This window comes from Streptomyces sp. NPDC037126 (assembly GCF_055605965.1).
This window is the reverse complement of the sequence record NZ_JBVJTD010000001.1, coordinates 1-25,809: the sequence shown is the minus strand read 5'-3', so window position 1 is coordinate 25,809 and position 25,809 is coordinate 1. Positions and strand designations below refer to the sequence as shown.

At 71.8% G+C, this 25,809-nt stretch carries 20 protein-coding genes and 2 pseudogenes; 16 read left to right on the top strand and 6 right to left on the bottom strand.

Annotated elements, in window-relative coordinates:
• Positions 1 to 211 precede the first annotated feature (211 nt).
• The 7 genes from ACZ7FF_RS00110 to ACZ7FF_RS00080 all read left to right on the top strand — a co-directional run bounded on the left by ACZ7FF_RS00110 (position 212) and on the right by ACZ7FF_RS00080 (position 11,290).
• Complete coding sequence (locus ACZ7FF_RS00110) at positions 212 to 1,645, top strand: hypothetical protein (RefSeq protein WP_470808157.1); 1,434 nt, start codon at positions 212 to 214, stop codon at positions 1,643 to 1,645.
• A 14-nt stretch (positions 1,646 to 1,659) separates the two neighbouring features.
• Positions 1,660 to 2,691: a glutamate ABC transporter substrate-binding protein gene (locus ACZ7FF_RS00105; protein ID WP_470808156.1), complete on the top strand. Its 1,032-nt coding sequence runs from the start codon at positions 1,660 to 1,662 to the stop codon at positions 2,689 to 2,691.
• A gap of 41 nt (positions 2,692 to 2,732) precedes the next feature.
• Positions 2,733 to 4,007, top strand: a complete 1,275-nt coding sequence (locus tag ACZ7FF_RS00100; protein ID WP_470808154.1) for a hypothetical protein — start codon at positions 2,733 to 2,735, stop codon at positions 4,005 to 4,007.
• Complete coding sequence (locus ACZ7FF_RS00095; RefSeq protein ID WP_470808152.1) at positions 4,004 to 6,466, top strand: serine/threonine-protein kinase; 2,463 nt, start codon at positions 4,004 to 4,006, stop codon at positions 6,464 to 6,466. The genes ACZ7FF_RS00100 and ACZ7FF_RS00095 overlap by 4 nt, the downstream gene beginning before the upstream one ends.
• A 3-nt stretch (positions 6,467 to 6,469) precedes the next feature.
• Positions 6,470 to 7,792: a PP2C family serine/threonine-protein phosphatase gene (locus tag ACZ7FF_RS00090; protein WP_470808151.1), complete on the top strand. Its 1,323-nt coding sequence runs from the start codon at positions 6,470 to 6,472 to the stop codon at positions 7,790 to 7,792.
• A 111-nt stretch (positions 7,793 to 7,903) separates the two neighbouring features.
• Positions 7,904 to 9,235, top strand: coding sequence for a vWA domain-containing protein (locus ACZ7FF_RS00085; protein ID WP_470808150.1), 1,332 nt, complete (start codon positions 7,904 to 7,906; stop codon positions 9,233 to 9,235).
• 57 nt (positions 9,236 to 9,292) lie between these two features.
• Complete coding sequence (locus tag ACZ7FF_RS00080; RefSeq protein ID WP_470808148.1) at positions 9,293 to 11,290, top strand: FHA domain-containing protein; 1,998 nt, start codon at positions 9,293 to 9,295, stop codon at positions 11,288 to 11,290.
• Between the two features lie 13 nt (positions 11,291 to 11,303).
• Here ACZ7FF_RS00080 and ACZ7FF_RS00075 read toward each other — a convergent pair whose 3' ends face one another.
• Complete coding sequence (locus ACZ7FF_RS00075) at positions 11,304 to 12,281, bottom strand: methyltransferase domain-containing protein (RefSeq protein ID WP_470808146.1); 978 nt, start codon at positions 12,279 to 12,281, stop codon at positions 11,304 to 11,306.
• 78 nt (positions 12,282 to 12,359) lie between these two features.
• Here ACZ7FF_RS00075 and ACZ7FF_RS00070 point away from each other — a divergent pair, with 78 nt between their 5' ends.
• Both ACZ7FF_RS00070 and ACZ7FF_RS00065 read left to right on the top strand, forming a co-directional pair.
• Entirely contained in the window at positions 12,360 to 12,764 is a 405-nt protein-coding gene (locus ACZ7FF_RS00070; RefSeq protein ID WP_470808145.1) for a globin, read from the top strand.
• A gap of 149 nt (positions 12,765 to 12,913) precedes the next feature.
• Positions 12,914 to 14,116: pseudogene (locus tag ACZ7FF_RS00065) on the top strand (FtsX-like permease family protein); the annotation flags it as partial.
• Positions 14,117 to 14,225: 109 nt separating this feature from the next.
• On the opposite strand, the gene ACZ7FF_RS00060 reads toward ACZ7FF_RS00065, so the two are convergent.
• From ACZ7FF_RS00060 to ACZ7FF_RS00045, 4 genes are all read right to left on the bottom strand, one after another.
• Positions 14,226 to 14,906 (bottom strand): DUF8185 domain-containing protein, encoded by a 681-nt coding sequence (locus tag ACZ7FF_RS00060; protein WP_470808144.1) that lies wholly within the window; start codon positions 14,904 to 14,906, stop codon positions 14,226 to 14,228.
• Positions 14,903 to 15,340, bottom strand: a complete 438-nt coding sequence (locus tag ACZ7FF_RS00055; RefSeq protein WP_470808143.1) for an acyl-CoA thioesterase — start codon at positions 15,338 to 15,340, stop codon at positions 14,903 to 14,905. The genes ACZ7FF_RS00060 and ACZ7FF_RS00055 overlap by 4 nt, the downstream gene beginning before the upstream one ends.
• Before the next feature lie 6 nt (positions 15,341 to 15,346).
• Positions 15,347 to 17,011, bottom strand: a complete 1,665-nt coding sequence (gene ettA / locus ACZ7FF_RS00050) for an energy-dependent translational throttle protein EttA (RefSeq protein WP_470808142.1) — start codon at positions 17,009 to 17,011, stop codon at positions 15,347 to 15,349.
• A 283-nt stretch (positions 17,012 to 17,294) separates the two neighbouring features.
• Complete coding sequence (locus ACZ7FF_RS00045; protein WP_470808141.1) at positions 17,295 to 18,050, bottom strand: GntR family transcriptional regulator; 756 nt, start codon at positions 18,048 to 18,050, stop codon at positions 17,295 to 17,297.
• A 79-nt stretch (positions 18,051 to 18,129) separates the two neighbouring features.
• Here ACZ7FF_RS00045 and ACZ7FF_RS00040 point away from each other — a divergent pair, with 79 nt between their 5' ends.
• The 4 genes and pseudogenes from ACZ7FF_RS00040 to ACZ7FF_RS00025 all read left to right on the top strand — a co-directional run bounded on the left by ACZ7FF_RS00040 (position 18,130) and on the right by ACZ7FF_RS00025 (position 20,195).
• Positions 18,130 to 18,414 (top strand): hypothetical protein, encoded by a 285-nt coding sequence (locus tag ACZ7FF_RS00040; RefSeq protein ID WP_470808140.1) that lies wholly within the window; start codon positions 18,130 to 18,132, stop codon positions 18,412 to 18,414.
• 516 nt (positions 18,415 to 18,930) lie between these two features.
• A pseudogene (locus ACZ7FF_RS00035) lies at positions 18,931 to 19,156 on the top strand (hypothetical protein).
• A gap of 8 nt (positions 19,157 to 19,164) precedes the next feature.
• Positions 19,165 to 19,896: a GntR family transcriptional regulator gene (locus ACZ7FF_RS00030; RefSeq protein ID WP_470809537.1), complete on the top strand. Its 732-nt coding sequence runs from the start codon at positions 19,165 to 19,167 to the stop codon at positions 19,894 to 19,896.
• Positions 19,893 to 20,195: a hypothetical protein gene (locus ACZ7FF_RS00025; RefSeq protein ID WP_470808139.1), complete on the top strand. Its 303-nt coding sequence runs from the start codon at positions 19,893 to 19,895 to the stop codon at positions 20,193 to 20,195. The genes ACZ7FF_RS00030 and ACZ7FF_RS00025 overlap by 4 nt, the downstream gene beginning before the upstream one ends.
• A gap of 695 nt (positions 20,196 to 20,890) precedes the next feature.
• Here the strand turns inward: ACZ7FF_RS00025 and ACZ7FF_RS00020 are convergent.
• Positions 20,891 to 21,487 (bottom strand): TetR/AcrR family transcriptional regulator, encoded by a 597-nt coding sequence (locus ACZ7FF_RS00020; RefSeq protein WP_470808137.1) that lies wholly within the window; start codon positions 21,485 to 21,487, stop codon positions 20,891 to 20,893.
• Positions 21,488 to 21,723: 236 nt separating this feature from the next.
• Here ACZ7FF_RS00020 and ACZ7FF_RS00015 point away from each other — a divergent pair, with 236 nt between their 5' ends.
• From ACZ7FF_RS00015 to ACZ7FF_RS00005, 3 genes are all read left to right on the top strand, one after another.
• Positions 21,724 to 23,298, top strand: a complete 1,575-nt coding sequence (locus tag ACZ7FF_RS00015; protein WP_470808135.1) for an MFS transporter — start codon at positions 21,724 to 21,726, stop codon at positions 23,296 to 23,298.
• 188 nt (positions 23,299 to 23,486) lie between these two features.
• Complete coding sequence (locus tag ACZ7FF_RS00010; protein ID WP_470808133.1) at positions 23,487 to 24,389, top strand: NmrA family NAD(P)-binding protein; 903 nt, start codon at positions 23,487 to 23,489, stop codon at positions 24,387 to 24,389.
• A 360-nt stretch (positions 24,390 to 24,749) separates the two neighbouring features.
• A complete protein-coding gene (locus tag ACZ7FF_RS00005) occupies positions 24,750 to 25,205 on the top strand; it encodes a DUF7144 family membrane protein (RefSeq protein ID WP_470808132.1) in 456 nt (151 codons plus the stop codon).
• Positions 25,206 to 25,809 lie beyond the last annotated feature (604 nt).

Here is a 25,809-nt window from a genome sequence, read left to right as displayed (position 1 = left end):
GCGAAACGGTTCTTCAGTTCGACGGGCGCACGCCGGACCGGGGAACCGTTTCGTCATGGCCCGCGTGTTCCTCTGCGGAGGGTGGTGCGCCCGGCGCCGCGCGCCGTCGGGCACGCTGCGATCCGATCAAGATCCAGTGAAGGCCGGTGCGGAATGCCGGTCCGTGCGGCGATACTTGGCGGCGAACGGATGACCATGGGGGAGGTCTCGAGTGACACACCCGCCGAAGAGCGCGGCACCACCGGTGGTGGGCCCCGGCGTGCCCGTCGCCCCCGGCATCCCCGCACAGCCCGGCCGTCCGGCCCCCGCGGTCCCGCCCGCGCCGCCCGCCCGGCGCACCGCCTTCGCCGAGGCGACCGAGCGGCTGCGGGCCGCCGCGACCACCGAGCCCGGCCGGCTGCGGATCATCGGCGCCGTCCTCGCCCTGCTGGTCGTCGCCTTCGGCGCGGTCACCGCCTGGGAGACCAGTGAGCGGGCGGCCGCCGCCGACGACGTACTGCACAGGAGCCAGCCCCTCAGCTCCGGCGCCGCGGACATCTACCGCTCGCTGGCGGACGCCAACACGGCGGCTTCCAGCGGCTTCCTGGCCGGCGGCCAGGAGACGGCCGCCACCCGCGACCGGTACGAGAAGGACATCAGCACGGCGGCGTCCGGACTCGTGACGGCCGCCGCGAACGCCGAGCCCGGCTCGGCCTCCGAGGCGACCATCGCCAGGCTGAACCGGCTGCTGCCCGAGTACAAGGGCCTCGTCGAGCGCGCCCGGACCTACAACCGGCAGGGCTATCCGGTGGGCGGCGCCTACCTGCGCTACGCCAACGAGAAGATGCAGCAGGAGATGCTCCCGGCGGCGGAGGACCTCTACACCAAGGAGAACGCCCGGCTCGACGCCGACTACGGGGACGCGACGCCGTACCCCTGGGCGGCCATCGCGCTCGGGGTGGTGGCGCTCGCCGGGCTCGGCTGGGTCCAGCACCGCACCTACCGCCGCACCAACCGCGTGCTGAACCACGGCCTGGTCGCCGCCAGCGCCGCCACCACGATCGCCCTGCTGTGGCTGGTCGTCGGGCACGCGGTCGCCCGCTCCGAGCTGAACGGCTCCTTCGACCACGGCGTCCGCTCCCTGAACGTCCTGCACGACGCCCGGATCGCCTCCCTGAAGGCGCGCGGGAACGAGAACCTGAGCCTGGTGGCGCGCGGCGCCGAGACCGTCACGGTGGGCGGCCAGGTGTACGACGCCTACTACTACGACTTCGACAAGGACATGGCCGTGCTCGGCAAGGGACTGAGCCAGGCGGAGACGCTCGCCGACGACACGGGCGGCACCGCGCCGGTCAAGGCGGCCGAGGGCAACATGGCGGTGTGGAAGCAGCGCCACACCGCGGCCCGCACCGAGGACGAGAACGGCAACTACCAGGAGGCCCTGGACAAGGTCATCGGGGCCAAGGGCGCCACGGGCGAGTGCTTCGACAGCGTCGACCGCAACCTCGCCCTGGCGATCGGTCACGAGCAGGACGAGTTCCAGCGGGCCGCCGGTGACGGACTCGACGCCATGACCGGCCTGCCGGTCGGCGCGGCCGTCCTCGCCGTGCTGGCCGCCGCGGGCGCGGTGGCCGGCATCGGGCGCAGGCTTTCGGAGTACCGGTGACAGGGGGCGCGACGATGTACGCGAGCCGTGTACGGGCCGCCCTGCGGGGCTGGGGCGGGGTCGGCGCGATGGCGGTCCTGTGCGCCCTGGCGCTGGCGTTCGTCCTGCTGCTGCCGCGCACCCAGACCCCGCGGCACGCCATGGCCCGGGTCGGGCAGAAGGTGGTCGAGGGCAGCCAGGCCCGCGCCGGCGACTGCAAGGACTCCGAGGCACAGCAGCAGACCCTCTCCCCGTCCGGCGCGGACGGGCCCACGATCGACGCCATCAAGGCGCGTACGGGTGCCAAGCGCAGGCTGATCGTCGGCGTCGACCAGAACAGCTACCACTGGGGCTACCGCAACCCGAACACCGCGGGCGCGGAGCTGGAGGGCTTCGACATCGACCTGGTGCACCGGATCGCGCAGGACATCCTCGGCGACCCGGACGCGGTGCAGTTCAAGGCCATACCGACCAGCCAGCGCATCCCGGCGATCCAGGACGGCCGGGTGGACATGGTCGTGCGCACGATGACGATCACCTGCGACCGGCTGTCCCAGGTGGCCTTCTCCGCGCCCTACTTCAAGACCGGACAGCAGGTCCTCGCCCCCAAGTCGTCCTCCGTCACCGGCTACAACGGCACCCTCGCGCACAAGAGGGTGTGCACGGCCGCCGGCTCGACGGCGTACGCCAAGCTGGACGCCGACCGGAAGGCCGGCGCGCTGCCCGCCTCCACCGACATCTCCACCACCGTCCCGAACCAGCTCGACTGCCTGGTGCGGCTGCAGCTCGGCGAGGTGGACGCGGTGGTCACCGACGGAGCGCTCGCCGCCAGCCAGGCCGCCCAGGACCCGACCGTCGAGCTCAAGGGCGGGGCGTTCACGACCGAGTACTACGGGGTGGCGATGAAGCAGGACGCGACCGATCTGGTGCGCCGGGTCAACCGCGTGCTGGTCGACTACCGGGCGAACGGCTGGCAGGCGTCGTACGACAAGTGGTTGTCGGCGACACTGGGGAAGGACTCGTCGGCGTCCAAGCCGCCCGCGCCGCAGTACCTGCGCACCAGTTGAGCCACACCCGACCGGAACACACAGCACGTGAGAGGTGATCGATGGGCGTCACGGACCCCGCCGGGCCGGTGATGGACCGGGACGAGGTGGACCGTGCGCTGGCGCGGCTCGGCCAGGAGCACGAGGCGATCGAGACCTCGCTGCTGGCCCTGCAGGACCACGCGGGCCGCAGACTCCTGGAGGGCGCGGCACTGACCGGCGTCACCCGGGAACGCTGGCAGACCGCGGACGCGCAGATCACCCTGCTGTGGTCGTACTTCGACGCGTACACGGCCGCGCTGCGCGGCGCCCGGGAGATCCGCGCCCGGCGCCGCTGGTCCAGCCGCGAGGACCTGGTCGAGCTGACCGGGCTGCTGCGCGGGACGTCCGTGACGGTCGCGGGGAACGGCCGGCTGAGCGAGAGCTTCTCGCTGGCCTCGCTGGTGGACCGGATGAACGAGCTGTACGCGGCGAGCCTGGACCTGGTCGTCACCGCCGACGCGGTCTGGTCGGCGCTGCCCGCGCGGATCGATTTACTCGCCGCGGAACTCCAGCGCACCCGCAGGCTCGCGCACTCCGTCGGCGTACGCCCCGGTGAGCACCCGGCCGGTGACGACCTGGAACGGATCACCCGCACGCTGACCGGGTTGCGCGAGGACGTCGTCTCCGACCCGCTCGCCTTCTGGGTTCCCGCGCAGGGGAGTTCGGCCCCGGGCGGCGGCCGTCCCGACACCACGGTGTACGACCGTGAGGCGCGCGCCCTGGAGGACGTGCGCCGGGAGATCGACGCCGTGCTGACGGTGCGCCAGGACGCCGAGGCGCGCCTGATCCGGCTGCGGGACGTGCTCTCGCGCGCGGACCGCACCCTCGCCGAGGCCCGGACCGCCCGCGGGGAGGTGCTGGCGAAGATCGCCGCCACCGAGGTGCCGGTGGTCGGCGGACCGCCGACCGTGCTGCAGGAGCAGCTGGCGACCGCCGCCGAGTACCGCCGGCAGGCCCAGTGGCACCGCCTCTCCCCGCTCCTGGAGTCCCTGGAGCAGAAGGCGGAGGACGAACTGCTGCGCGCCCGTGAGTCGTTGACCGCCGTCACCGCGCCGCTCGCGGTCCGCGCCGAACTGCGCGGCCGGCTCGACGCCTACAAGGCGAAGGTCGCCCGGCACGGGCTCGCCGAGGACCCGCTGCTGGTCGAGCGGTACGACGCGGCCCGCCGCATGCTGTGGAGCGCTCCCTGCGACCTGCGCGTGGCCGAAGGGGCCGTCCTGCGCTACCAGCAGGCGGCGGCCGAGCTGCTGGGCGGCCCGGGAGCGGCCGAGGACCACAAGGGGGAGCAGTCATGAGTCAGGCGGGGCAGAGGTGTCAGCGGCCGGGCTGCGAGGGAGCGTACGAGGACGTCGGCGGCGGTGAGCTGTACTGCGACACCTGCGGCCTCGCACCGGTGGTGGCCGCGAACGGGGCGGTCGGCTCGCCGTCCACCCAGGTCGCCAAGGGCGCTCCGGACAGCGGCAGTTCCCGCAGCTCCCGGACGTCCTCGCAGTCGTCGAAGTCGCGGCGCTCGGTGTCCGGGCGGCTCTCGCGGTCCCTGTCGGGCAGGTCCACCGGCCGCTCGGTGTCGGTGCGCAGCTCCGGCTCCTCCTCCGGCACCTCCAGCCGCGGCCGGCTCGGCGCCGGACTGGTCAACGTGCCGCAGGTGCCGCGGCCCGACCCGCGCGCGATGGTGCTGGACGACCCGGAGGTGCCCGAGCGCAAGCGGTTCTGCTCGCGGTCCGACTGCGGGGCCCCCGTCGGCCGGTCCCGGGGCGAACGGCCCGGCCGCACCGAGGGGTTCTGCACCAAGTGCGGGCACCCGTACTCCTTCGTGCCGAAGCTGAGGGCCGGGGACATCGTGCACGGCCAGTACGAGGTGGCCGGCTGTCTCGCGCACGGCGGCCTCGGCTGGATCTACCTCGCCGTGGACCGGGCCGTCTCCGACCGGTGGGTGGTGCTCAAGGGCCTGCTGGACACCGGCGACCAGGACGCGATGGCGGCCGCGATCTCCGAACGGCGCTTCCTCGCGGAGATCGAGCACGCCAACATCGTGCGGATCTACAACTTCGTCGAGCACCTCGACCAGCGCACCGGCTCCCTCGACGGCTACATCGTCATGGAGTACGTCGGCGGCAAGTCCCTGAAGGAGATCGCCAACGCCCGCCGCGCTCCCGACGGCCGGCGTGACCCGCTGCCGGTGGAGCAGGCGTGCGCCTACGGCATCGAGGCCCTGGAGGCGCTCGGCCATCTGCACAGCCGCAACCTGCTGTACTGCGACTTCAAGGTCGACAACGCCATCCAGACCGAGGACCAGCTCAAGCTGATCGACATGGGCGCCGTGCGCCGCATGGACGACGAGGAGTCCGCGATCTACGGCACGGTCGGCTACCAGGCGCCCGAGGTCGCCGACGTGGGCCCGTCGGTGGCGAGCGACCTGTACACGGTGGGCCGCACGCTCGCCGTGCTGACCTTCGACTTCCAGGGCTACACCAACGTCTACGCCGACTCCCTGCCCGACCCGGACACCATCGACGTCCTGCGGCGGTACGAGTCCTTCTACCGGCTCCTGGTCCGCGCCACCGACCCCGACCCGGCCCGCCGGTTCGCCTCCGCGCAGGAGATGTCCGAGCAGTTGACCGGCGTGCTGCGCGAGGTCGTCTCGCTGCAGACCGGGCAGGCCCGGCCCGCGCTGTCGACGTTGTTCGGGCCCGAGGTGCGGGTCACGGACACCGTGCTGTTCCCGCGGCTGGACGGGGACGTGTCGCGGCTGGGGACGCGGCAGGCGCGCACCGCCACTTCCGCGCCCCTCCCCCTCGCGGCGGCCGCGCTCGTCAAGCCCGTGGACACCGCCGCCACCGCCCTCGCGCTGCCGGTCCCGCTGGTCGACCCCGCCGACCCCAACGCCGGCTTCCTGGCGGGCCTCATGACCTCCGCGCCGGCCGAGCTGATCGCCGCGCTGGACGCGGCGCCCCGGCAGACCGTGGAGACCCGGCTCCGGCAGATCCGCGCCCGGCTGGAGAGCGGCGACCACCAGTCCGCGCCGGCCGGCCTGGACGAGCTGGAGGAGGAACGGCCCGACGACTGGCGGGTGGTGTGGTACCGGGGCGTGGCCGCCCTGGTCACCGGCGACTTCGAGCGCGCCGCGCTGGCCTTCGACGCGATCTACGACGCCTTCCCGGGCGAGGCCGCGCCCAAGCTCGCGCTCGGTCTGTGCGCCGAGGTGCTGGGTCAGTTGGACAACGCGGCCGAGTACTACCACCTGGTGTGGGCGACCGACCCGAGCTTCGTCAGCACGGCCTTCGGGCTGGCCCGGGTGCAGCTCGCGGCCGGGGACCGGGGCAGCGCCGTACGGACGCTGGAGTCCGTGCCGGAGTCCTCGATCCACTACACGGCCGCCCGGGTCGCCGCCGTCCGGGCCCGGCTCAGACAACGCACCGCGACCGCGGGTGACGTACCGTTCCTGGACGACCTGACCGCCGCCGCCGGGCAGGTCGAGGCGCTGCAGACGTACGGCCTGGACCCGACCCGCCGCGAGCAGTTGTCGGCGGAAGTGCTCGGCTGCGCGCTGGACTGGATACTCTCCGGGGGCCAGGGCACCGCCGGGCCGGCCGCCGGCGGGCGGGTGCTGCTGGGCAGCGGTCTGGACGAGCGGGGCCTCCGCTTCGGCCTGGAGCGCGCCTACCGCACGCTGGCCCGGCTGGCACCCGGCGGCGAGGAGAGGATCGAACTGGTGGAACGGGCCAACCGTTACCGCCCCCGGACGTGGGTGTAGTTGATGTCGCAGATGCCCCAGCAGGCCGCAGTGGCGAAGTGCCCGAGCTGCGCCGAACCCGTCGAGTCGGGTGACCTCTTCTGCGGCGCGTGCGGTTACGACCTTTCGGTGGTGCCCGCCCCGCCGCAGGACCATCCGACCCTGACCATGACCGGCTCCGCCGCGTCCGGGGACGGCATGCCCTGGCCCGCCCCCGAGCCGGAGGGACCCGGCACCCCGCCGGCGGTGCATCTGCCCGCCGACCTGCCCGGCACCGACTCGGGCGGCACCCCGCTGCCCGGCCACGAGCCCGGCGAACCCGGCGAGCAGGAGCCCACCGGCTCCGGGGTCCGCCTCGACCGGTCGCCGGAGCCCGACGACGACTACCCGCTCCAGGCCCCGGACCCGCGCGCGGCCGCGTCGGAGGAGCCCGCGCAGACGTGTGTCGCCTGCCGGGCGGGCCGGGTGGACACCGACGGGTACTGCGAGAACTGCGGACACGCGCAGCCCCGCGAACGCGACCACGTGGAGCGGGAGTCCGGCCCGGTGGCCGCCGTCAGCGACCGGGGCCTGCGCCACCACCGCAACGAGGACGCCTTCACCGTCGGCCACACCGCGCTGCCCGACGGCACCCCGGCCGTGCTCGCGGTCGTCTGCGACGGCGTGTCCTCGGCGACCCGTCCCGACGACGCGTCGGCCGCCGCCGTCCAGGCCGCCGGTGACACCCTGCTGTCCGCGCTGCCGCGGGGCACGCACCCGCAGGCGGCCATGCACGAGGCGATCGTGGCCGCCTCGCAGGCCGTCAACGCCCTTGCGGAGGAGCCCGCCACGGCCCGCGAGCACGCCCCGCACCAGAACTCCCCGGCCTGCACCATCGTCGGCGCGGTGGTCGCCTCCGGGCTGCTGGTGGTCGGGTGGGTCGGCGACAGCCGCGCCTACTGGGTGCCGGACGACCGCAGCGCGCCGCCCGCCCGGCTGACCGAGGACGACTCCTGGGCCGCGCAGATGGTCGCCGCCGGCCTGATGAGCGAGGCCGAGGCGTACGCCGACGAGCGCGCCCACGCGATCACCGGCTGGCTCGGCGCGGACGCCTACGAACTGGACCCGCACACCGCCTCCTTCAAGCCGGACCGGCCCGGCGTGGTGGTGGTGTGCACCGACGGCCTGTGGAACTACGCCGAGACGGCCGCGGAGATGTCCGAGACCGTCCCGGCGGACGCCGCGGCCCGTCCGCTGCACAGCGCCCGGGTGCTGGTCGGCCACGCCCTGGACGGCGGGGGCCACGACAACGTAACAGTGGCGGTCCTGCCGTTCCCCGCGCCGCCGCAGGGGGCAGGATCGGCCTGAGGCCGAAAGCGGCGCATGCCGCACGGGGAGCCTCGACGGACCGGAGGGGACCGGTCCGTCCGACGTCATCGCCTCGCCCGCGCGAGGTGTCCGAGGGGGATGCGATCAAGCATGGCCAATTTCGCGAAACCGAACGTGCCGCAGTTCTCGGTGGACGTGTACCAGAACGAGTACCTGCCCGAGGGCGGCCGCGAGGTCAACGCCATCGCCACGGTGACGGCGACGGGCGGCGGCACCGTCGGCACCGCCGTCGCCGCGCCCGGGCGGCGGTCCTCCGCCGCCGTGGCGGTCATGGTCGACTGCTCGGGGTCCATGGACTACCCGCCGGCCAAGATGCGCAACGCCCGGGACGCCACGGCCGCCGCGATCGACACCCTGCGCGACGGCACGCACTTCGCGGTGATCGGCGGCACCCACGTGGCCACGGAGGTCTACCCGGGCGGCGGGCGGCTCGCCGTCGCCGACGCCACCACCCGCGAGCAGGCCAAGCACGCGCTGCGCCGGCTCGGCCCGGGCGGCGGCACGGCCATCGGCACCTGGCTGCGGCTCGCCGACCGGCTGCTGTCCTCGGCGGACGTCACCATCCGGCACGGCATCCTGCTCACCGACGGCCGCAACGAGCACGAGTCCCCCGAGGATCTGAGGGCCGCGCTCGACGCGTGCGCCGGGCGGTTCACCTGTGACGCGCGGGGCGTGGGCACCGACTGGGAAGTGAAAGAAGTCACAGGGATCGCCTCGGCGCTGCTCGGCACCGCCGACATCGTGGCCGATCCGGCGGGGCTGGCCGCCGACTTCACGCGGATGATGGAGACGGCGATGGGCAAGGAGGTCGCCGACGTCTCCCTGCGGGTCTGGACGCCGGTCGGCACCACCATCCGGTACGTCAAGCAAGTCGCGCCCAGCGTCGAGGACTTGACCGGCCGGCGCACCGAGGCGGGACCGCGCGCCGGTGACTACCCCACCGGGTCCTGGGGCGACGAGTCCCGCGACTACCACGTGTGCGTCGAGGTGCCCGCGGCGCACATCGGCCAGGAGATGCTCGCCGCCCGGATCTCCCTGGTCGTCCCGCAACCGGACGGATCCGTACAGAACCTCGGTGCGCAGGGGCTCGTACGGGCCGTGTGGACGGACGACATGGCGGCCTCCACCTCGATCAACCCGCAGGTCGCCCACTACACCGGGCAGGCCGAACTGGCACAGGCCATCCAGCAGGGCCTCGACCTTCGCAAAGCGGGCGATTTCGATGGAGCAACGGCCAAACTGGGGCGGGCGGTTCAGCTCGCGAGTGCCTCGGGGAACGCGGATACTGCGAAACTGCTTGCGAAGGTGGTGGACGTGGTCGATGCCGCGACAGGTACTGTGCGGTTGAAGGCGAAGGTCGCGGAGGCGGATGAAATGACTCTGGAGACCCGGTCCACAAAGACTGTTCGTGTAAAGAAGTGACTCTGGACGACGCCCAGGACATCCAGACCTAGCCTTGGGAGAAGGGGAAGCACCGACATGCCGACCTGCCCGAACGGACACCAGTCGGGTTCCGACGACTGGTGCGAGGTCTGCGGTCACCGCATGGCCGGTGCCGTACCTCCGCCCCCGCCGCCGCCCCCGCCCGCGGGTGGCTACGGCTTCCCGCCCCCGCAGGGCGGCCCGGCCGGCGGACGCCCGCCGTCTCCGTCGTCCCCGGAGCCGGAGCTGTGCCCGCAGTGCCGTACGCCCCGCGAGGGCGGCGCGCCGTTCTGCGAGGAGTGCCGGTGGAACTTCCTGACCAACACGGCCACCTCGTACACCCCGGCCGCGCCGCGCACGGCGCAGCCCCGCTTCCAGCCGCCGAGCGCGACCTACGGTGGCGGTGACGGGTACGAGTACCAGGGCTCGCGGCCCTCGCAGATGAACCGGCCCGCCGAGCCGATCCCGTCCTTCGGCAGCGAGCCCTCCGGCCCGACGCCGTTCGGCGGCGACCGCACCCCGTCCGGCCCCCCGACCTCCCCGGGCCCCACCCCGCCCCCGAACTTCGGCGGCGACAGGGGCCCCGGCGCCCCGTCCGCCTTCGGCGGCGACCGCGGCCCCGGCTCGGGCGGTAACAGCGGCTTCGGCGGCGAGCGCGGTCCCGGGTCTGGTGGCCCCTCGGGCTTCGGTGGCGAGCGCGGCCCCGGCTCCGGTGGCAACACCGGCTTCGGCGGCGAGCGCGGCCCCGGCGGTCCCTCCGGCTTCGGCGGCGGCCAAGGCTCCGACGGCCCCTCCCCCTTCGGCAACGGACCCGGCCAAGGCCCCGGCGGCCCCTCCCCCTTCGGCGGAGAGCGCAACCCCGGCGCCGGCGGCAACTCCGGCTTCGGCGGAGAGCGCAGCCCCGGGTCCGGCGGTAATAGCGGCTTCGGCGGCGAACGCGGCCCCGGCGCCGGTGGCAACACCGGCTTCGGCGGCGAGCGCGGCCCCGGCGGTCCCTCCGGCTTCGGCGGAGAGCGCAACCCCGGCTCCGGCGGTAACAGCGGCTTCGGCGGCGAGCGCGGTCCCGGCTCCGGTGGCAACACCGGCTTCGGCGGCGAGCGCGGTCCCGGCTCCGGTGGCAACACCGGCTTCGGCGGCGAGCGCGGCCCCGGCGGTCCCTCCGGCTTCGGCGGCGGCCAAGGCTCCGACGGCCCCTCCCCCTTCGGCAACGGACCCGGCCAAGGCCCCGGCGCCGGTGGCCCCTCCCCCTTCGGCGGAGAGCGCAACCCCGGCTCCGGTGCCCCCTCTCCGTTCGGTGGGCCCGGTGGCCCGTCCGGGCCCTCCGGCTTCGGGGGTGACCCCTCGCGTCCGGTTCCGCCGCCGCCCGGCCCGACCCCGCCCGCGGGCCCCGGTGGTCCCGCGCAGGCGTTCCAGCAGTCCGGACCGCCCGCGCCGCCCGCCTTCCCGCAGGAGACCGGCCGGCCCCCGGCCGGCGGTCCGTCCGGCGGTCCCTCCTTCGGCGGCGGTGACGACGACTGGGTGATCTCCCCGCCGTCGTCCGCCGGCCCGTCCGTGCCGGGACAGGGCGGCCAGGGCGGCGGGTACGGCTACCCGCAGCCCGGTGCCACCCAGGCCCCGCCCGCTTCCGGCTTCCCGGGGGCCGCACAGCCGGCCACCTGGACCGCGACCGTCGGACCCGACCGCGACTACTTCATGGCGATGATGCACCGCTCGGGTCCCGAGGCCGCCGGCCTCAACCTGCCCGCGTACTCGCCGGAGCAGCAGCGCACGCTCAGCGGCAACCAGGTGACCATCGGCCGCCGCCGGCACTCCACCGGTGACACCCCCGACATCGACCTGTCGACGCCGCCGGAGGACCCGGGCGTCTCGCACCAGCACGCGGTGCTGGTGCAGCAGCCGGACGGCAACTGGGCGGTCGTCGACCAGAACTCGACGAACGGCACCACGGTCAACATGTCGGAGGAGCCGATACAGCCGTTCGTGCCGGTTCCGCTGCGGGACGGCGACCGGGTGCACGTGGGCGCCTGGACGACGATCACCGTCCGCCGGGGCTGAGCCGCCGGGCACGTCACGGGAGGGGCCAGGCGTACGGCCCCTCCGGTCCGTCCAGCCACGCCCAGGCCCGCTCGCCGGCGACCGTGACGCCGTACCGCTCCCGGTCCGGCTCGCCCTCGCGCTCCCACAGCGCGTAGGCCGCCCGCGGATCGATGCCGCCCCGGGTCAGCGCGAGCAGGAAGCGGAACGGCTCCTGGTCACGGGCGCGGTCCGGCAGCCCGGCGAGCGACACCCTCTCCGGCTCCGCCCGGCCCTCGCCGCGCAGCGGTACGAAGTAGGCGGCCGAGGGCAGGAAGCGGCCCTCGGCGTGCTCCGCGTCCCGCACGGTCAGGGCGAGCAGCCCGGTGGCCAGCGGGGTCAGCACGAGGGCGCCGGGGCGGCACTGGGCGAGCCAGGCGCGCGGCACCCCGGCCAGCGCGCAGGTCGCGATGATCCGGTCGAAGGGGGCCCGTTCGGGCACCCCGCGTGCTCCGTCGCCGGTGACGACGGCCGGCCGGTATCCGGCGACGGCGAGGTGCCGGCGGGCCGACTCGGTGATCTCCGGTTCCAGGTCGATGGTGGTGACGAGGTCGTCCTCGCCCAGGCGGTGGGCGAGCAGGGCCGCGTTGTAACCGGTGCCGGCTCCCACCTCCAGGACCCGGTCGCCGTCCCCGACGCGCAGCGCGACCAGCATCCGCGCCATCAGCGAGGGCTGGCTGCTGGAGGACAGCAGCTCGCCGTCGCGCAGCCGGGTGGCCAGGGGCACGTCCGCGTAGGCGCCGCGCACCCAGCGCTCCCGCGCGGCGCGGTCCGGGCTCTCGCCCCAGTGGCGCTCGTAGCCGTGCGCCCCGGCGACGTAGTAGTACGGCACGAACAGATGCCGGGGCACCTCGGCGAACGCCTCCCGCCAGAGCGGGTCCCCGGCCCAGGCGCCCTCGGCGTCGATCTCCCGCACCAGCGCGGCCCGCTCGGCGGCGGCGAGCTCCTCGGTCTCCGTGTCGTAGGCGCCCATGACCCCACCCTAGGGGCGCCCCGCTCCCTCGGTCCCGGGCCCCGGGTCCTCGGTCACCGCGTCTGAGACCATGGACGGGTGAATGAGATTCGGCGCGGCACGCTTCAGGAGCAGACCTTCTACGAGCAGGTCGGCGGGGAGGAGACCTTCCGCCGTCTCGTCCACCGCTTCTACGAGGAGGTCGCCGCGGACCCGTTCCTTCGGGCGATGTACCCGGAGGAGGACCTGGGCCCGGCCGAGGAGCGGCTGACGCTGTTCCTGATGCAGTACTGGGGCGGCCCCACCACCTACAGCGAGAACCGTGGTCACCCGCGGCTGCGCATGCGGCACGCCCCGTTCACGGTGGACCGTGCGGCGCACGACGCGTGGCTGCGGCACATGCGGGTGGCCGTCGACGACCTCGGGCTCTCCGAGGAGCACGAGCGGACGCTGTGGAACTACCTGACGTACGCCGCCGCCTCGATGGTCAACACCCCGGACTGATCGGCCGCCGCTGAAGGCCGGATTCCGGTCACTCTTCGCCGGATTCCGGTCACGATCCGGTATAGACCGGTCGACGACCGCTTACCCGGAGCCGGTTCGCTCTGCGAGCATCGCCCGAAGGTCTGGAAGTCCGGGCATACGGGGGCCGGGTGGCGGGGTTCGTCTTCTCACGCGCGCGTGCGCACCGCCTGCTGCTGGGCGCCGCGCTGCTCACCGTCGTGCTGACGACCGCGGTGCTGGCGACCCTCACCGCGTACTCGGGGGCGATCGGCGACGCCTCGCTGCGCCATGTGCTGGGCGACCCGCGCAACGCGGCCGGGACCGCGCTGATCGTCAAGGCGGAGGTGCCGCCCGCGGAGCGGACCGCCGCCGACGCCGCTGTCCGCGAGGGCGCGCGCCGGACCTTCGACGGTCTGCCGGTGACGTTGCGGACGCTGCGCCGCTCGGGCCCCTACGCGCTGCCCCGCTCGCTGCAACCGCCTGCGGACCGCTCCGGCGACCCGGACCTCACCCACCTCGCGGCGCTGGACCTCACCCAGGTGCGGCCGGCCGCGGGACGGCTCCCGCGCCGTACCGACGGCATGGTCGAGGCCGCCCTCCCGCAGACCGCCGCCCGGGCGCTGCGGCTGGGGCCCGGCGACCGGCTCACCCTGACCGACCGGCTGGGCGGCCCGCCGGTGCGGGTGCTGATCACCGGGCTGTACCGGCCCGTCTCGGTGACCGCGCCGTACTGGCAGCTCGACGACATGCTCGGCCGCGGGGTGCGGACGTCCGGCTTCACGACGTACGGCCCGCTGCTCACCGATCCCTCCGTCCTCATCGGCGGCCGGGTCAGCGCCGGGACGACGGCGTGGCTGGCGTCGGCGGACTTCTCGCGGACGGTGACCGGGCGGATCGGGCGGTTGCGCTCGGCGGCGAGGACGGGCGGCGCGTGGCTGCCCGCGCGGCCGGCGCTGCACGGCACGACGATGGCGCAGACCTCGCTGCCGGACGTCCTGGACCGGGTGGAGCGTTCGCTGCTCGTCGCCCGCTCGACCCTGCTGATCGTCGCGCTGCTGCTCGTGCTCCTCGCCGGGTACGCGCTGCTGCTGGTGGCCCGGCTGCTGAGCGGCGAACGGGCCGAGGAGACCCGGCTGTTGCGGGCCCGTGGCGCCTCCCGCTCCAGGATCGCCCTCCTCGCCGCCGCCGAGGCCGCCCTCCTCGCCCTCCCCGCGGCCGTCGCGGCGCCACTCCTGGCCGGCCCCCTCACCGCCCTCCTGGCCGGCCACGGCCCGCTGGCCCGCCTCGGCCTGCGTCTCACCCTGCCCCCGGCCGGCGGCCCCGGCGTCTGGGCGGTCGCCGTCGCGGTGGCTGCCCGCCGAGTATCTGCGCGCCCTCGACATGCGTGAACGCGTGGCCCTGGAACTGGAGTCCGACCACATCGGCGTGTGGCCGGACGACAGCGGGGAGCGCTGAGGCGGGTCAGCGGCCGACGGTGACGCCGAGGGCGCCGAGCCCCGCACGCCGGACGGCGACGGAGCCGTACGGGGTGCGCAGCCGCAGCCACGCCCCCGAGGAGTACAGACCCGTGTCGGCGGCCTCCGTCGCCGGGCGCAGGAAGCCCAGGGACTGTGCCGCGTGCACGGCCCGCACCGGGAGCCGGGTGTGCCCTGTCTCCCGGGACCAGATGTCCCGCCCGATCCGGTCCAGCTCCGCGCGGCTGCGCAGCCCGGGCGCCAGCTCCTCGGTACGCGACCGGAACTCGGCGACCGCCGCGGCGACGGTCGCGCGCAGCGCGTCCGGGGCGGGCAGGCCCGGTTCGGGCCGCCAGCCGCCGCGCGGCGGCAGCACACCGGCCCACGGCGGCCCGGTGACCGCGGCCGGTACGGCCGCGGTGGCCGCCCGCTCGTCCACGGACTCCAGGAACTCACCGGCGGAGACGGTCACGTCGAGGGTGACGTCGAGGCCGTCCTCGTACGGCTTCGCCAGCCGCACCGCGCGCACGGCCAGCACCTCGAAGGACGGCGGCCGCCCGAAGACGGCGAGCGCGGTGCCGGCCGCCTGGAGGCGCACCGCCGCCCCACGGTCGTAGTGGAGCAGCCGGGAGAGGAAGGCGGCGAGATCCGCCGCCTCCGTCTCGTCGGCGAGGTGCAGCACCGTCATGCGGCGACGGCCTTCCCGTCCTCAGCGCCGTCCTCGTCCGCGCCGGTCCCGTCCGTGTACTTCTGCAGGAACTCGCGTTCCAGCGGCGTGATCCGCCGGGGCCGCCCGGCCTCGAAGTCGAAGGGGACGACCACGGTCGCGGCCTGCACGTAGACCGTGTCCGCGTCCTTCACCTCGTAGGAGACGGTGAAGGACGCGGCCTTGATCTCCGTGACCCACAGCTCGATGTCCACGGGCGCGGGCCGGTGGACGAGCTGGCGCCGGTAGTCGATCTCGTGGCGTGCCACCACGGACCCGTCCTTCGACTCCTTGTCCCGGAGGGACATGAAGTCGATACGGGCCTCCTCCAGGTAGCGGAGGAAGATCGCGTTGTTGACATGTCCGTACGCGTCCATGTCCGACCAGCGCAGCGGGCAGCGGTAGAGGTGGCGCAAGATCGATCAGCCCCGGGTCAGCTTCTTGTAGGTGGCGCGGTGCGGACGGGCCGCGTCCGGGCCGAGCCGCTCGATCTTGTTCTTCTCGTACGACTCGAAGTTGCCCTCGAACCAGAACCACCTGGACTCACCCTCGTAGGCGAGGATGTGCGTGGCGACCCGGTCGAGGAACCACCGGTCGTGGGAGACGACCACGGCGCAGCCGGGGAACTCCAGCAGCGCGTTCTCCAGGCTGGAGAGGGTCTCGACGTCGAGGTCGTTGGTGGGCTCGTCGAGGAGCAGCAGGTTCCCGCCCTGCTTCAGGGTCAGCGCCAGGTTGAGGCGGTTGCGCTCACCACCGGAGAGGACGCCGGCCGGCTTCTGCTGGTCCGGGCCCTTGAACCCGAAGGCGGACACGTAGGCGCGGGACGGCATCTCGACCTGGCCGACGTTGATGTAGTCGAGCCCGTCGGACACGACCTCCCACAGCGTCTTCTTGGGGTCGAGGTTCTCACGGCTCTGGTCGACGTAGGAGATCTTGACGGTCTCGCCGACCTTGATGTCGCCGGAGTCCGGGGTCTCCAGGCCCTGGATCATCTTGAACAGCGTGGTCTTTCCGGCGCCGTTCGGGCCGATGACGCCCACGATGCCGTTGCGCGGCAGCGTGAAGCTGAGGCCGTCCACCAGGACCTTCTCGCCGAAGGCCTTGTTGAGCTTGTCGACCTCGACCACGACGCTGCCCAGGCGCGGGCCCGGCGGGATCTGGATCTCCTCGAAGTCCAGCTTCCGCATCTTGTCGGCCTCGGCGGCCATCTCCTCGTACCGGGCGAGGCGCGCCTTGGACTTGGCCTGACGCCCCTTGGCGTTGGACCGCACCCACTCCAGCTCTTCCTTGAGCCGCTTCTGCCGCTTGGCGTCCTTCTGGCCCTCGACCTTGAGACGGGTGGCCTTGGTCTCCAGGTACTTGGAGTAGTTGCCCTCGTAGCCGTGCAGGCGGCCGCGGTCGACCTCGCAGATCCAGCCGGCGACGTTGTCCAGGAAGTACCGGTCGTGGGTCACGGCCACGACGGTGCCCGGGTACTTGGCCAGGTGCTGCTCCAGCCAGTTCACCGACTCGGCGTCGAGGTGGTTGGTGGGCTCGTCGAGGAGCAGCAGGTCGGGCGCCTCCAGGAGCAGCTTGCACAGCGCGACGCGGCGCTTCTCGCCACCGGAGAGGTTGGTGACGGGCCAGTCGCCGGGCGGGCAGCCCAGGGCGTCCATGGCCTGCTCCAGCTGCGCGTCGAGGTCCCACGCGTTGGCGTGGTCCAGCTCCTCCTGCAGCTTGCCCATCTCGTCGAGCAGCGCGTCGGAGTAGTCGGTCGCCATCAGCTCGGCGATCTCGTTGAACCGGTCGAGCTTGCCCTTGACCTCGGCGACGCCGTCCTGGACGTTCTCCAGGACGGTCTTCGCCTCGTCCAGCGGGGGCTCCTGGAGCAGGATGCCCACGCTGTAGCCCGGCGACAGGAAGGCGTCACCGTTGGACGGCTGCTCGAGACCGGCCATGATCTTCAGCACGGTCGACTTACCGGCACCGTTCGGGCCGACGACACCGATCTTCGCTCCCGGCAGGAAGCTCAGGGTGACGTCGTCGAGGATCACCTTGTCGCCGTGCGCTTTGCGCGCCTTGCGCATGGTGTAAATGAACTCAGCCAAGAGAAACCGTCCGGCAGCTTGAAATCTGGCAGTGGGCAGATACACCCCATCTTGCCTGAACGCCAGGCTTGGGTGTTAACCCGTTTGGTTCGGGGGCTGTGACCTGGGGTTTCCTGGTTGGCGCCTCTGCCTCACTTGTCACCGTCGGTCGTCAACGATCGGCCTCGGGCACCCTCGCACGGCCCAGGGACGGCCCAGCGCGGGACATCGATCGGGCACTGAACGGGCATGCCCGCGCCAGACCTATTGGGCATCGGGGGGCGGGCTCGCCGTCGACTGTCGGCTAACGGTTGATCGGGATCTCGTAAACGATCTCGCAGCGAGTGGCGGGCACGACGATGTCCGCCGTCTCCACAGGCCGTCCCTGGTCGCTGTAGTACGTCCGCCGGATGTGCGTGACGAGCGCGGCCTTCTGGATGCCGAGTATCGACGCCTCCTCTGCGGTCGCCTGCCTCGGCTCGGGCTGCTCCGCGGCGTGGCCTACCGTGACGCCGATCGCGGCCATGCGATTCACGACACCCGCTCCGGCGTGCGGCCCTCCCTCAGGGAGGACGACGAGGGTGCCGGCCGTGAGGTCGTACGGCTCCCAACTCGTGGACAACTGCACTGGCCTGCCGTCGGCCAGGAACTCGTACGTCGTCCGGACACACAGCTCACCCTCGGCGATGCCGAGCCGCGCCGCGATGTCCGCCGGCGCCGGGACCTTGGCATCGGTCCGGCTCTCCCAATCGCCTTGCTTGCCCACGGCCTTCATATCCGTGCGGAACGGCGATCCGCTGGGCTGCTCCCGGGCCGACGACCGGACGACCCGGACCCGTTTCCGGGGCTCGGCGACGTACGTGCCCGACCCTGCGCGGCCTTCCAGCACACCCTGGGAGATCAGCAGCTCCTGCGCGCGGCGGACGACGTTCTCGCCCACGCCGCACTCCTGGCCGATCTGGGCGCGGGACGGCAGACGGTCCCCGGGCTCCCATACGTGCTCCGCGATCCGCCGCCGGAGTTCGTCGGCGATACGGAGATAGGGCGGCTGCTCAGGCATATGGAAAATCTAGTCCACTAGCTCTAACCTAGTTAACTAGGTTCACTGAAAGTGATCGCCGGTTGACGGAGGCTGCCCTGTGCCCGCTACGGGAGTTAGCGCGGCGGCCATCGCCGCCCGGCTGTCCGCCGCCGGGCTCCCCGCGCGCGTTGAGGAGCACGACCGGTACGCGTCGGTCGAAGCGGAAGTGCCGGACTCGCTCTCCGCCGATTTATGGCGGGAGGTCCTGGAAGCGGTGGCGGAAGCCGATCGGTTCGGTCTCGTCGCCACCAGCCTGAACGGCCGCACCCTCTGGGCGGTCGTACGCAAAGCGGTCCCCACGACGGGCGATGTCGGGGGACATGCCATCAGCGATAGGAGCTGAGTAGCGTGCTCAACCGTATCCGCCGTGCCGTCTCGCTCACCAGAGCGCGGTACGCCCCCAAGGGCAGGCACCGCAGGCGCTTAAAGCCCTCCCGGCCGCCGACCGCCCTCACGTTCCCCGTGTCCGCTGACACGTCGACGGTTGTCCTGGGCCAGGCTCCCGACAGCGCGAACCACCGACACCCGCTCAGGGGCGAGGAAAACGCGCTCGTCCGCCCGTACGTGCTGGCCTGGGAGAAGCGAGCACGGCCGCGCGCAGTGGTCGTCGCTTCCCATCTGCCGGCTGAAGCCTGGTCGACCCTAGCGGGGGCCCGCTGATGCCTTCCCGTCAACAGCCCCACATCGAGGACGCCTCGGCCGTCCCCTACCGATCGACCGCATGCCGGATCGGTACGCACCCCGCTTGCGCGGAGTCCTCCCCCGCCCCGGCACCGGTCGACCTGCCGGTTGTCTACGAGACGTGCGACTGCCCGTGCCACTCGACGTTCGTCCCGTCCGCGCCCACGGAGGTGAAGCGGTGAGCCCCCTTGTCCCCGGCGGCGCGCTGGCATCCAACGTCGAGGGTCACCGCGACCACCGTTCGGCGCGGCGACATCATCCAGGTCGGTGGCCAGGCATACCGTGTAGGCAACCTCTTCCAACTGCCCAACGGAGCAAAGCAACTTCTCTTCGAGTCGGGCGAGCTGCTGACCATACACACACGGACCCGGCTCGCTGCCGTGCGGATGATGAGAAGGCGGTGATCGGCTCCATGCCCTCTCGTCATCACGGCATCGCCGACGACCTCCGGCACCAGATCACGACCGGCCGCATCAAGCCCGGCGAACGCCTGGCATCTGAGTCCGTACTGGCCCAGCAATACAAGGTCAGTACGGCGACGCTACGGAGCGCTCTCACCGTGCTTCAGCGTGAAGGCCTCGTCGAGAAGATCCACGGCAAGGGAAACTTCGTCCGCCGTCCCCTCCGCCAGATCACATACGTCGGAGGGTGGGGCACGCTGGACCCCCGCACCGCCACTGACGCGGATCTGCGCGTCACGGTCCGCACCACTGCAATGGGCGCGCGCGGGAATCTGACATCCCTGTTGCGGGTCCCGAACGGCAGCCCCCTGACCGAATTCCTCTGCATCAGCCACGAGGGAGAGTCCCCGCACAGCCTGGCCCGCATCTACGTCCCGCACGACCTGGCGCCACTTGCAGTGCTCGGCGACGGATTCCCACGCGGGCGGGCGGAAGCAAGCTCCCCCGTGCTGAACCCTCCGCCGGCAGAAGTCCGGGAGACGGTCTCCGCCCGCCTCCCGACACCAGATGAGGTGTCGACCCTCCGTATCAGCTCAGTCTCGGCGGTCCTCGCGATCACACGCGTTGCAGCCGACGCGGCCGGGCGAGCCGTCGAGGCCGCGCTCCTGAGGTTCCCGGGAGATCGCGTCGACGCGGTCTTCACCACCCACCACATGATCAATGAGAGGAAGACGCAGGGATGACGGCACGGAACGAACTGCGACTCCTCCCGTGGTCGGGCCGGGAGGGCAAACCCTGCTACCTCAGCACCGACGACGGAAACGGCCACATGTCCCGCCTGGCGGACAACATCGAGGCAGTACAACTCGGCATGGCTGCCGAACTGTTGGACCAGGCCTCGGAAACCCTCAGCGCCGAAGACTCAGATTCCGAGGAAGTGCGCCTCCTGGCCGACAAGCTGACTGGATCCCTGCGAGACGTACTCCGCGTAGCGATCAGCCGCGGTCGCCTCCTGGCGGCGAGCGAACCTCAGCGCTCCTGAAGGAACCGTCGGCAACGACGGCTGCCAGCGGCAGCAGTCCTTTCAGTGCGCACAGGGAGAGGAGCCCGGACAAGGCTCCGGGCTCCTCTCCCTGTTGAGTCTTCTACTGGTCCTGATCGATACGCCGTGCGCTCGCCCTGATCGAGACGGCACCGTCGCAACGCACGAGCATCTGAGCCTCAGCCGACGAAAGTCAGTCACGACGGGGGGCGCGACGACCGACCAGGCGCGCGTGTGTCTCGCCGCACCCCCACTTGCCTGAGCCATCAGCTTGGGAAGCTGAGGTGATCCTGGGCTCGCTGCGGTGCTGACCGGGCCTGAAAAGGAGAACGTCCGCTGGGCGGGTGGTTCGAATCCCCGGTGTTCCCCGTGGTTCACCGCACGATCTGGCATGCGTCTGGCACGACCCCCGACGTATCCGCCACGCAACTATTGCAGTCCAGGAGGCTGGTCATGGGGCCGGGGGCCGCTGGTAGTTAGCTGCGGTCGGGGTGGTTGCCGTGCTTCGCTGCTGTACTGCAACCACCACCGCATTTGCGGAGAGCTGCTGTTCAGCCGCAGCTACAGCCCCTTGCCGCCGCTGTCGCCCGGGTGGGCCGGCTGGTGCAGCAGCCGTCGCCGGTGACGTCGGGGTCCGCGCTCTTGCCGAGGATGTCGGCGTCGGTTTCGCGAGGTAGACGTCGGCTGGCTCTCGGTCAGTCTGTGCGTTGCTGTGGTTCGGACCTCCCGGTGCCGCTCTCGGTGAGAGCCGTGCGTGCGGCCTGCAGCAGTTCTTCGGAGATCGGGTTGCCCCGGGTGGCGCGGGCGAGGACGAGGGCACCGACCATGGTGCACAGCTGGGCCATGCCGTCGTTGTCCCCGGTGGCCAGCCGGGCGGCGCGGTTCCGTACTCCATTGATGTAGGCGTGGCGTGCGCGGGCGGCCTGGTCGGGCTCGCGCCCGAGGTCAGCGGCGAATCCGGAGACGGGGCAGCCGTCCCCGGCGTGATCGCGGTGCCAGACCGAGAGGTAGTCCTCGATCAGCGTCCGGCGGGCGGCCTCTCGCTCCGCAGCGTGCTCCTCGAGTGCCACCGCCGAGTGTGCCGCCTGCTCGGCGAAAGCGTGGGCGATGGCCTCATCGACCAAGTCCTCCTTGGAGGCGAACTGCTTGTAGAACCCGCCATGGGTGAGCCCGGCGGCCTTCATCAGGTCGGCGACGCTGACCGCAGTGCCTTTCTCGCGGAACATCCGGGAGGCGGTGGCTACGACACGCTGCCGGTTCACCTGTGCCTGCGCCTGGGACACACGGCCCATGGAATCACTCTCCTCGAATGGATGTCGCTTGCCATCTATCCTAAGCCTTGTTTAGATTAGTTGCGACATCTATTTGTGTTTGGTGAGATCTCCCGGTGGATCAAGTGGGGCCTTGCGCCTCCTCCGGCCATCCGAGGCCTACGGTCTCCGCCTCGCCATCGCAGAACCAGCGACAGCACTGGAGGCCCCCTGTGGCATCACCACCCACCGATTCCTCGACTTCCGCGGCGTCCACGTTGCCTGCCCAGCGACGGAGGGTTTCCGAGGTGGTCCACCGCCGACGCTGGGTCATCTTGACCGTGCTTGCCTGCAGCCTCCTGGTGGTGATGCTGGACAACTCGATCCTCAACGTGGCGATGAAGACCATCGCCCAGCCCGCTCCCACGGGACTCGGCTCCACCCAGGGCCAGCTGGAGTGGGCGGTCAACTCCTACACGCTGGTCTTCGCCGGAATGCTCTTCACCGCTGGGCTGCTCGGTGACCGCCTCGGCCGCAAGAAAGTGCTGCTCTTCGGCATGCTGGTATTCGGCGCGGGATCCGTGCTGTCCGCGCTGTCGGACTCCCCAGGGCAGCTGATCACCTTCCGCGCCGTGATGGGCCTCGGCGGCGCCTTCATCCTGCCCGCCACCCTCGCGATCATCATGAACGTCTTCGAGCCCGAGGAGCAGCCCAAGGCCATCGGCATCTGGACCGGTGTGGTCGGTTTCGCCATAGCCGCCGGCCCCATCGCGGGCGGCGTCCTGTTGGAGCACTTCTGGTGGGGCTCGGTCTTCCTGGTCAATGTGCCGATCGTGGCCGCCGCGATGGCCGCGATGGTGGCGATCGTCCCCGACTCCAAGGATCCCAGGCCCGGCAGGCTTGACCCGGTCGGCGTGCTGCTGTCGATCGTCGGTCTGGCGGTGCTGGTCTACGGCATCATCAAGGGCGGCGAGCTGGGCGACTTCACCCGGCCCGAAGCGTGGGCGACAATCCTGGGCGGCCTGGCGGTCCTCGCCGGTTTCGTGGTGTACGAGGCCCGCAGCGACCATCCGGCCCTTGATGTCGCCTACTTCCGCAACCGGCGGTTCTCCGCCTCCGTCGCTGCCATCGGCCTGGTCTTCTTCGCCCTCATGGGCGTCACGTTCTTCTCCGTCTTCTACAACCAGAGCGTTCGGGGCTACAGCGTCCTGCAGTCCGGTCTGCTCGTGCTGCCGCTGGCCGCCTCCCAGATGTTCTTCGCCCCGCGGGCCCGGCTGGTCGTCAACCGCTTCGGTGCCCGCGCCGTGTGCGCCGCGGGCCTCGCCTTGACCGCCGTGGGCTTCGCTGGCTTCCTACTGCTCGGCCAGGACACTCCGATCTGGGTCCTGGAAGTGCTGTTCTTCCTGATGGGCACGGGGATGGCCCATGTGATGCCGCCCGCCACCGTCATGATCATGTCGTCGCTGCCGCGGGAGAAGGCCGGCTCGGGGTCCGCGGTCAACAACACCTTCCGGCAGGTCGGTGGAGCCATGGGGGTCGCGGTGCTGGGGTCGCTGCTGTCCACCACATACCGCAACGGCATCGACGGCCACCTGGGCGTACTGCCCGTCTCCGACCGGCACGCCGCGGGTGAATCCGTCCAGGCGACCCTTACCGTCGCGGAGCAGCTGGGACCGGCCGGCAGGGCGCTGGTACGGCCCGCGCACGACGCCTTCATCCACGCCATGCACATCACCGCCATGGGGTCGGCGGCCGTCGCCCTGGTCGGCGCGGCCGTCGTGCTGCTCTTCCTGCCGGGCAGGGGCGCCGCAGTGGCCGCCGGCGGTGAGAAGTCCCGGCGCCAGACCGTCTGAACCCACGGGTGATCACGCACCGTCCCGCGACACACCAGAGGCGACCGCCCGGCGGGGACATGCCCGCAGTGCCGCCGCCGCGGATACCCCGTCATCGAGACCGCGCTGCGGACGCTCGCCGACAGCTCCACTGAGGCTCTGACCACACCTCAACCCAGTTATTCCACTACTCCGAGAGAGGTCGACTGATGATTGCCGACAACCTTGTTCTCATCCCCGGTGCCAGCGGCGTGGGCCGCACGGTCTTCGAACAACTGCGCGCTCAGGATGTGCCGGTGCGTTTCATGGTCCGCCGCGAGGACGAGCGCTCGGCTGAGCTGCGGGCACTCGGTGCGGAGGTCGTCATCGGCGACCTGACCCGGCCCGAGACGGTAGCGGTCGCGTTGCAGGGCGTGACGCGAATGTACTTCGCGATGCGCGTGTCGCCGGACCACCTGCTGGCGGCGACTGTGGTGGCCTCCGTTGCGAAGGAGTACGGGAACCTGGAGGCCCTGATCGACCTGTCGCAGATGACGGTGTCACAGATGACCGCCACCAGTACCGAGGAGTCGCACCAACAGCGCCTGCACTGGCTGGCCGAGCAGGTCTTCAATTGGTCGGGCCTGCCCGTGGTGCACATCCGGCCGACAGCGTTCCTGGACACCCCCCTGTTCACCACGATGGCCGCGCGTTCGATCCAGGAGAGCGGCACGATCGCCCTGCCGTTCGGCACCGGACGCACCTCTCCCGTCGCCGTGGACGACGTCGCCCGGGTCATCGCGACCGTGCTGCGCGACCCGGCTCCGCATATCGGACAGGTCTACGAGCTGACCGGACCGCGCTCGGTCGACATGACGGAGCTGGCCGCAGAATTCTCTTCGGCGCTGGGACGTCCGGTGTCCTACGTGGACCTGCCGCTGGAGCGGTGGGAGGCCCAGCTCCCGAAGCTGGGGATGCCACCGCACCTTCAACAGCACGTCGCCACCATGGCCCAGCTGCACCGGGACAACCGTTACGACCGTACGGCCGACGATGTCGAGCGCGTGACGGGCGTCCCCGCCCAGTCGATCGAGGCGTTCGTGGCCGCCCGCAAGGACTTCTACCTGGGCTGAGCCGTCCCGGCCACGACCGGCCCCAGGGCGACTGCCGTCACGGGGCCGGCCCTGGCCGTGGCTTCAGTGCGGCTGACAGGATTTGAGCCTGTGGCCTCATCCTTATCAGGTCGGTTACGGCCATCATCGGCTTCGATCAACTGCCTCTGTGCTTTGGCCGATGGTTCGCTGAGGTCCGACGTCAACCGCCGATGGCCGCGACTGTTGGTGTCAGGCATTGATGTCATGGGTTCACGGCCTCCTGGACAGGTCCGGGCGCATGGTTCAGCCACGGCGACGTGGGTTGCAGTCGCGGTGCCGAAGGATCGCGGTGATGCTGTCAGGGGAGCGTGGCTGGCTTCGCACGGGCAGTGTGCGTCGGTGACCGCGCTGTACAGGAAGGCTGCGGCCATGACAACGGCGCCGAACAGGACACAGCGACACGGGGGGCCCGGCGGCAGCGAAATGATCGATGCCTCCTCGTTCGCCGGTATCCTGATGATGCTCAGCGGGCCCCTCAGCATTCTGATGGGCGCATCCGGAATCGCACAGGACTCCCTGTTTGCCGCGTCCCGGTACGCCTACCGGTTCGACCTGACGGCTTGGGGCTGGATCCACCTTGTGATCGGAGTGGCTCTCGTCATTGCCGGCCTGGGAGTCCTGCTAGGCCAGAGCTGGGGTCGCGGGGCCGGTGTAGCGGTGGCAGCGATCAGCCTGATCACCCAGTTCATGTTCGTTCCGTACTACCCGTTGTGGGCCATCCCCGTGATGACACTCGACCTCCTGATCCTGTTTGCGCTGACGAGGGTCCACATCGAGACCAGAGGCGGTCAGTGAACCCGGACGGGGCGATTGTTGACTGGAATCAGGACGGATAGACCAACAGTGGGATGACAGCGCAGACGGTAGACACGGCTTCAGCTGCCCGCCGCCTAAGCTCCCATCCCGTACGCCGTCGACCCACACACCGTGGAGCGGGCGTGGTTCCTGGCGTCCAGGTGGAGCGCGCCACTGTACGAACGACTGGACGCCAGGGGCCGCGTCTGCTCGGCTCTGCCTGGGTCGATGGTGTGCGGGATGGGAGCCCCCAGCATCCGCCACGACGGACCTGCGGTCGGCGACGGTCCCCCTCCATCCCGGTGCCGGCCGATCCCCCGCCGGAGGCACTGTTCTGACCGCGGCTTGCCCGTCCAGGTCTCGACTCGGGGCCGTAGCTCGCTGCGGCCCCAGGGCCCGGGCCCCTGCGCCGTAGGCGTGTGGGGGGCCGGGCCCAGGGGCCAGCCCGCGCCTTGCGCGGGCACTTGATGAAGGAGAGAAGGTTTTATCCCGTCGGGATGAGGCGCTTGTGTCCGATCCCGGGTGATGCTTGACAGTTCGGTCCCAGCTGATGGTTGACAGTGGCCGTGATCGGCTTTTCTGTGCGCGTCGTTGCGGCGTGTCT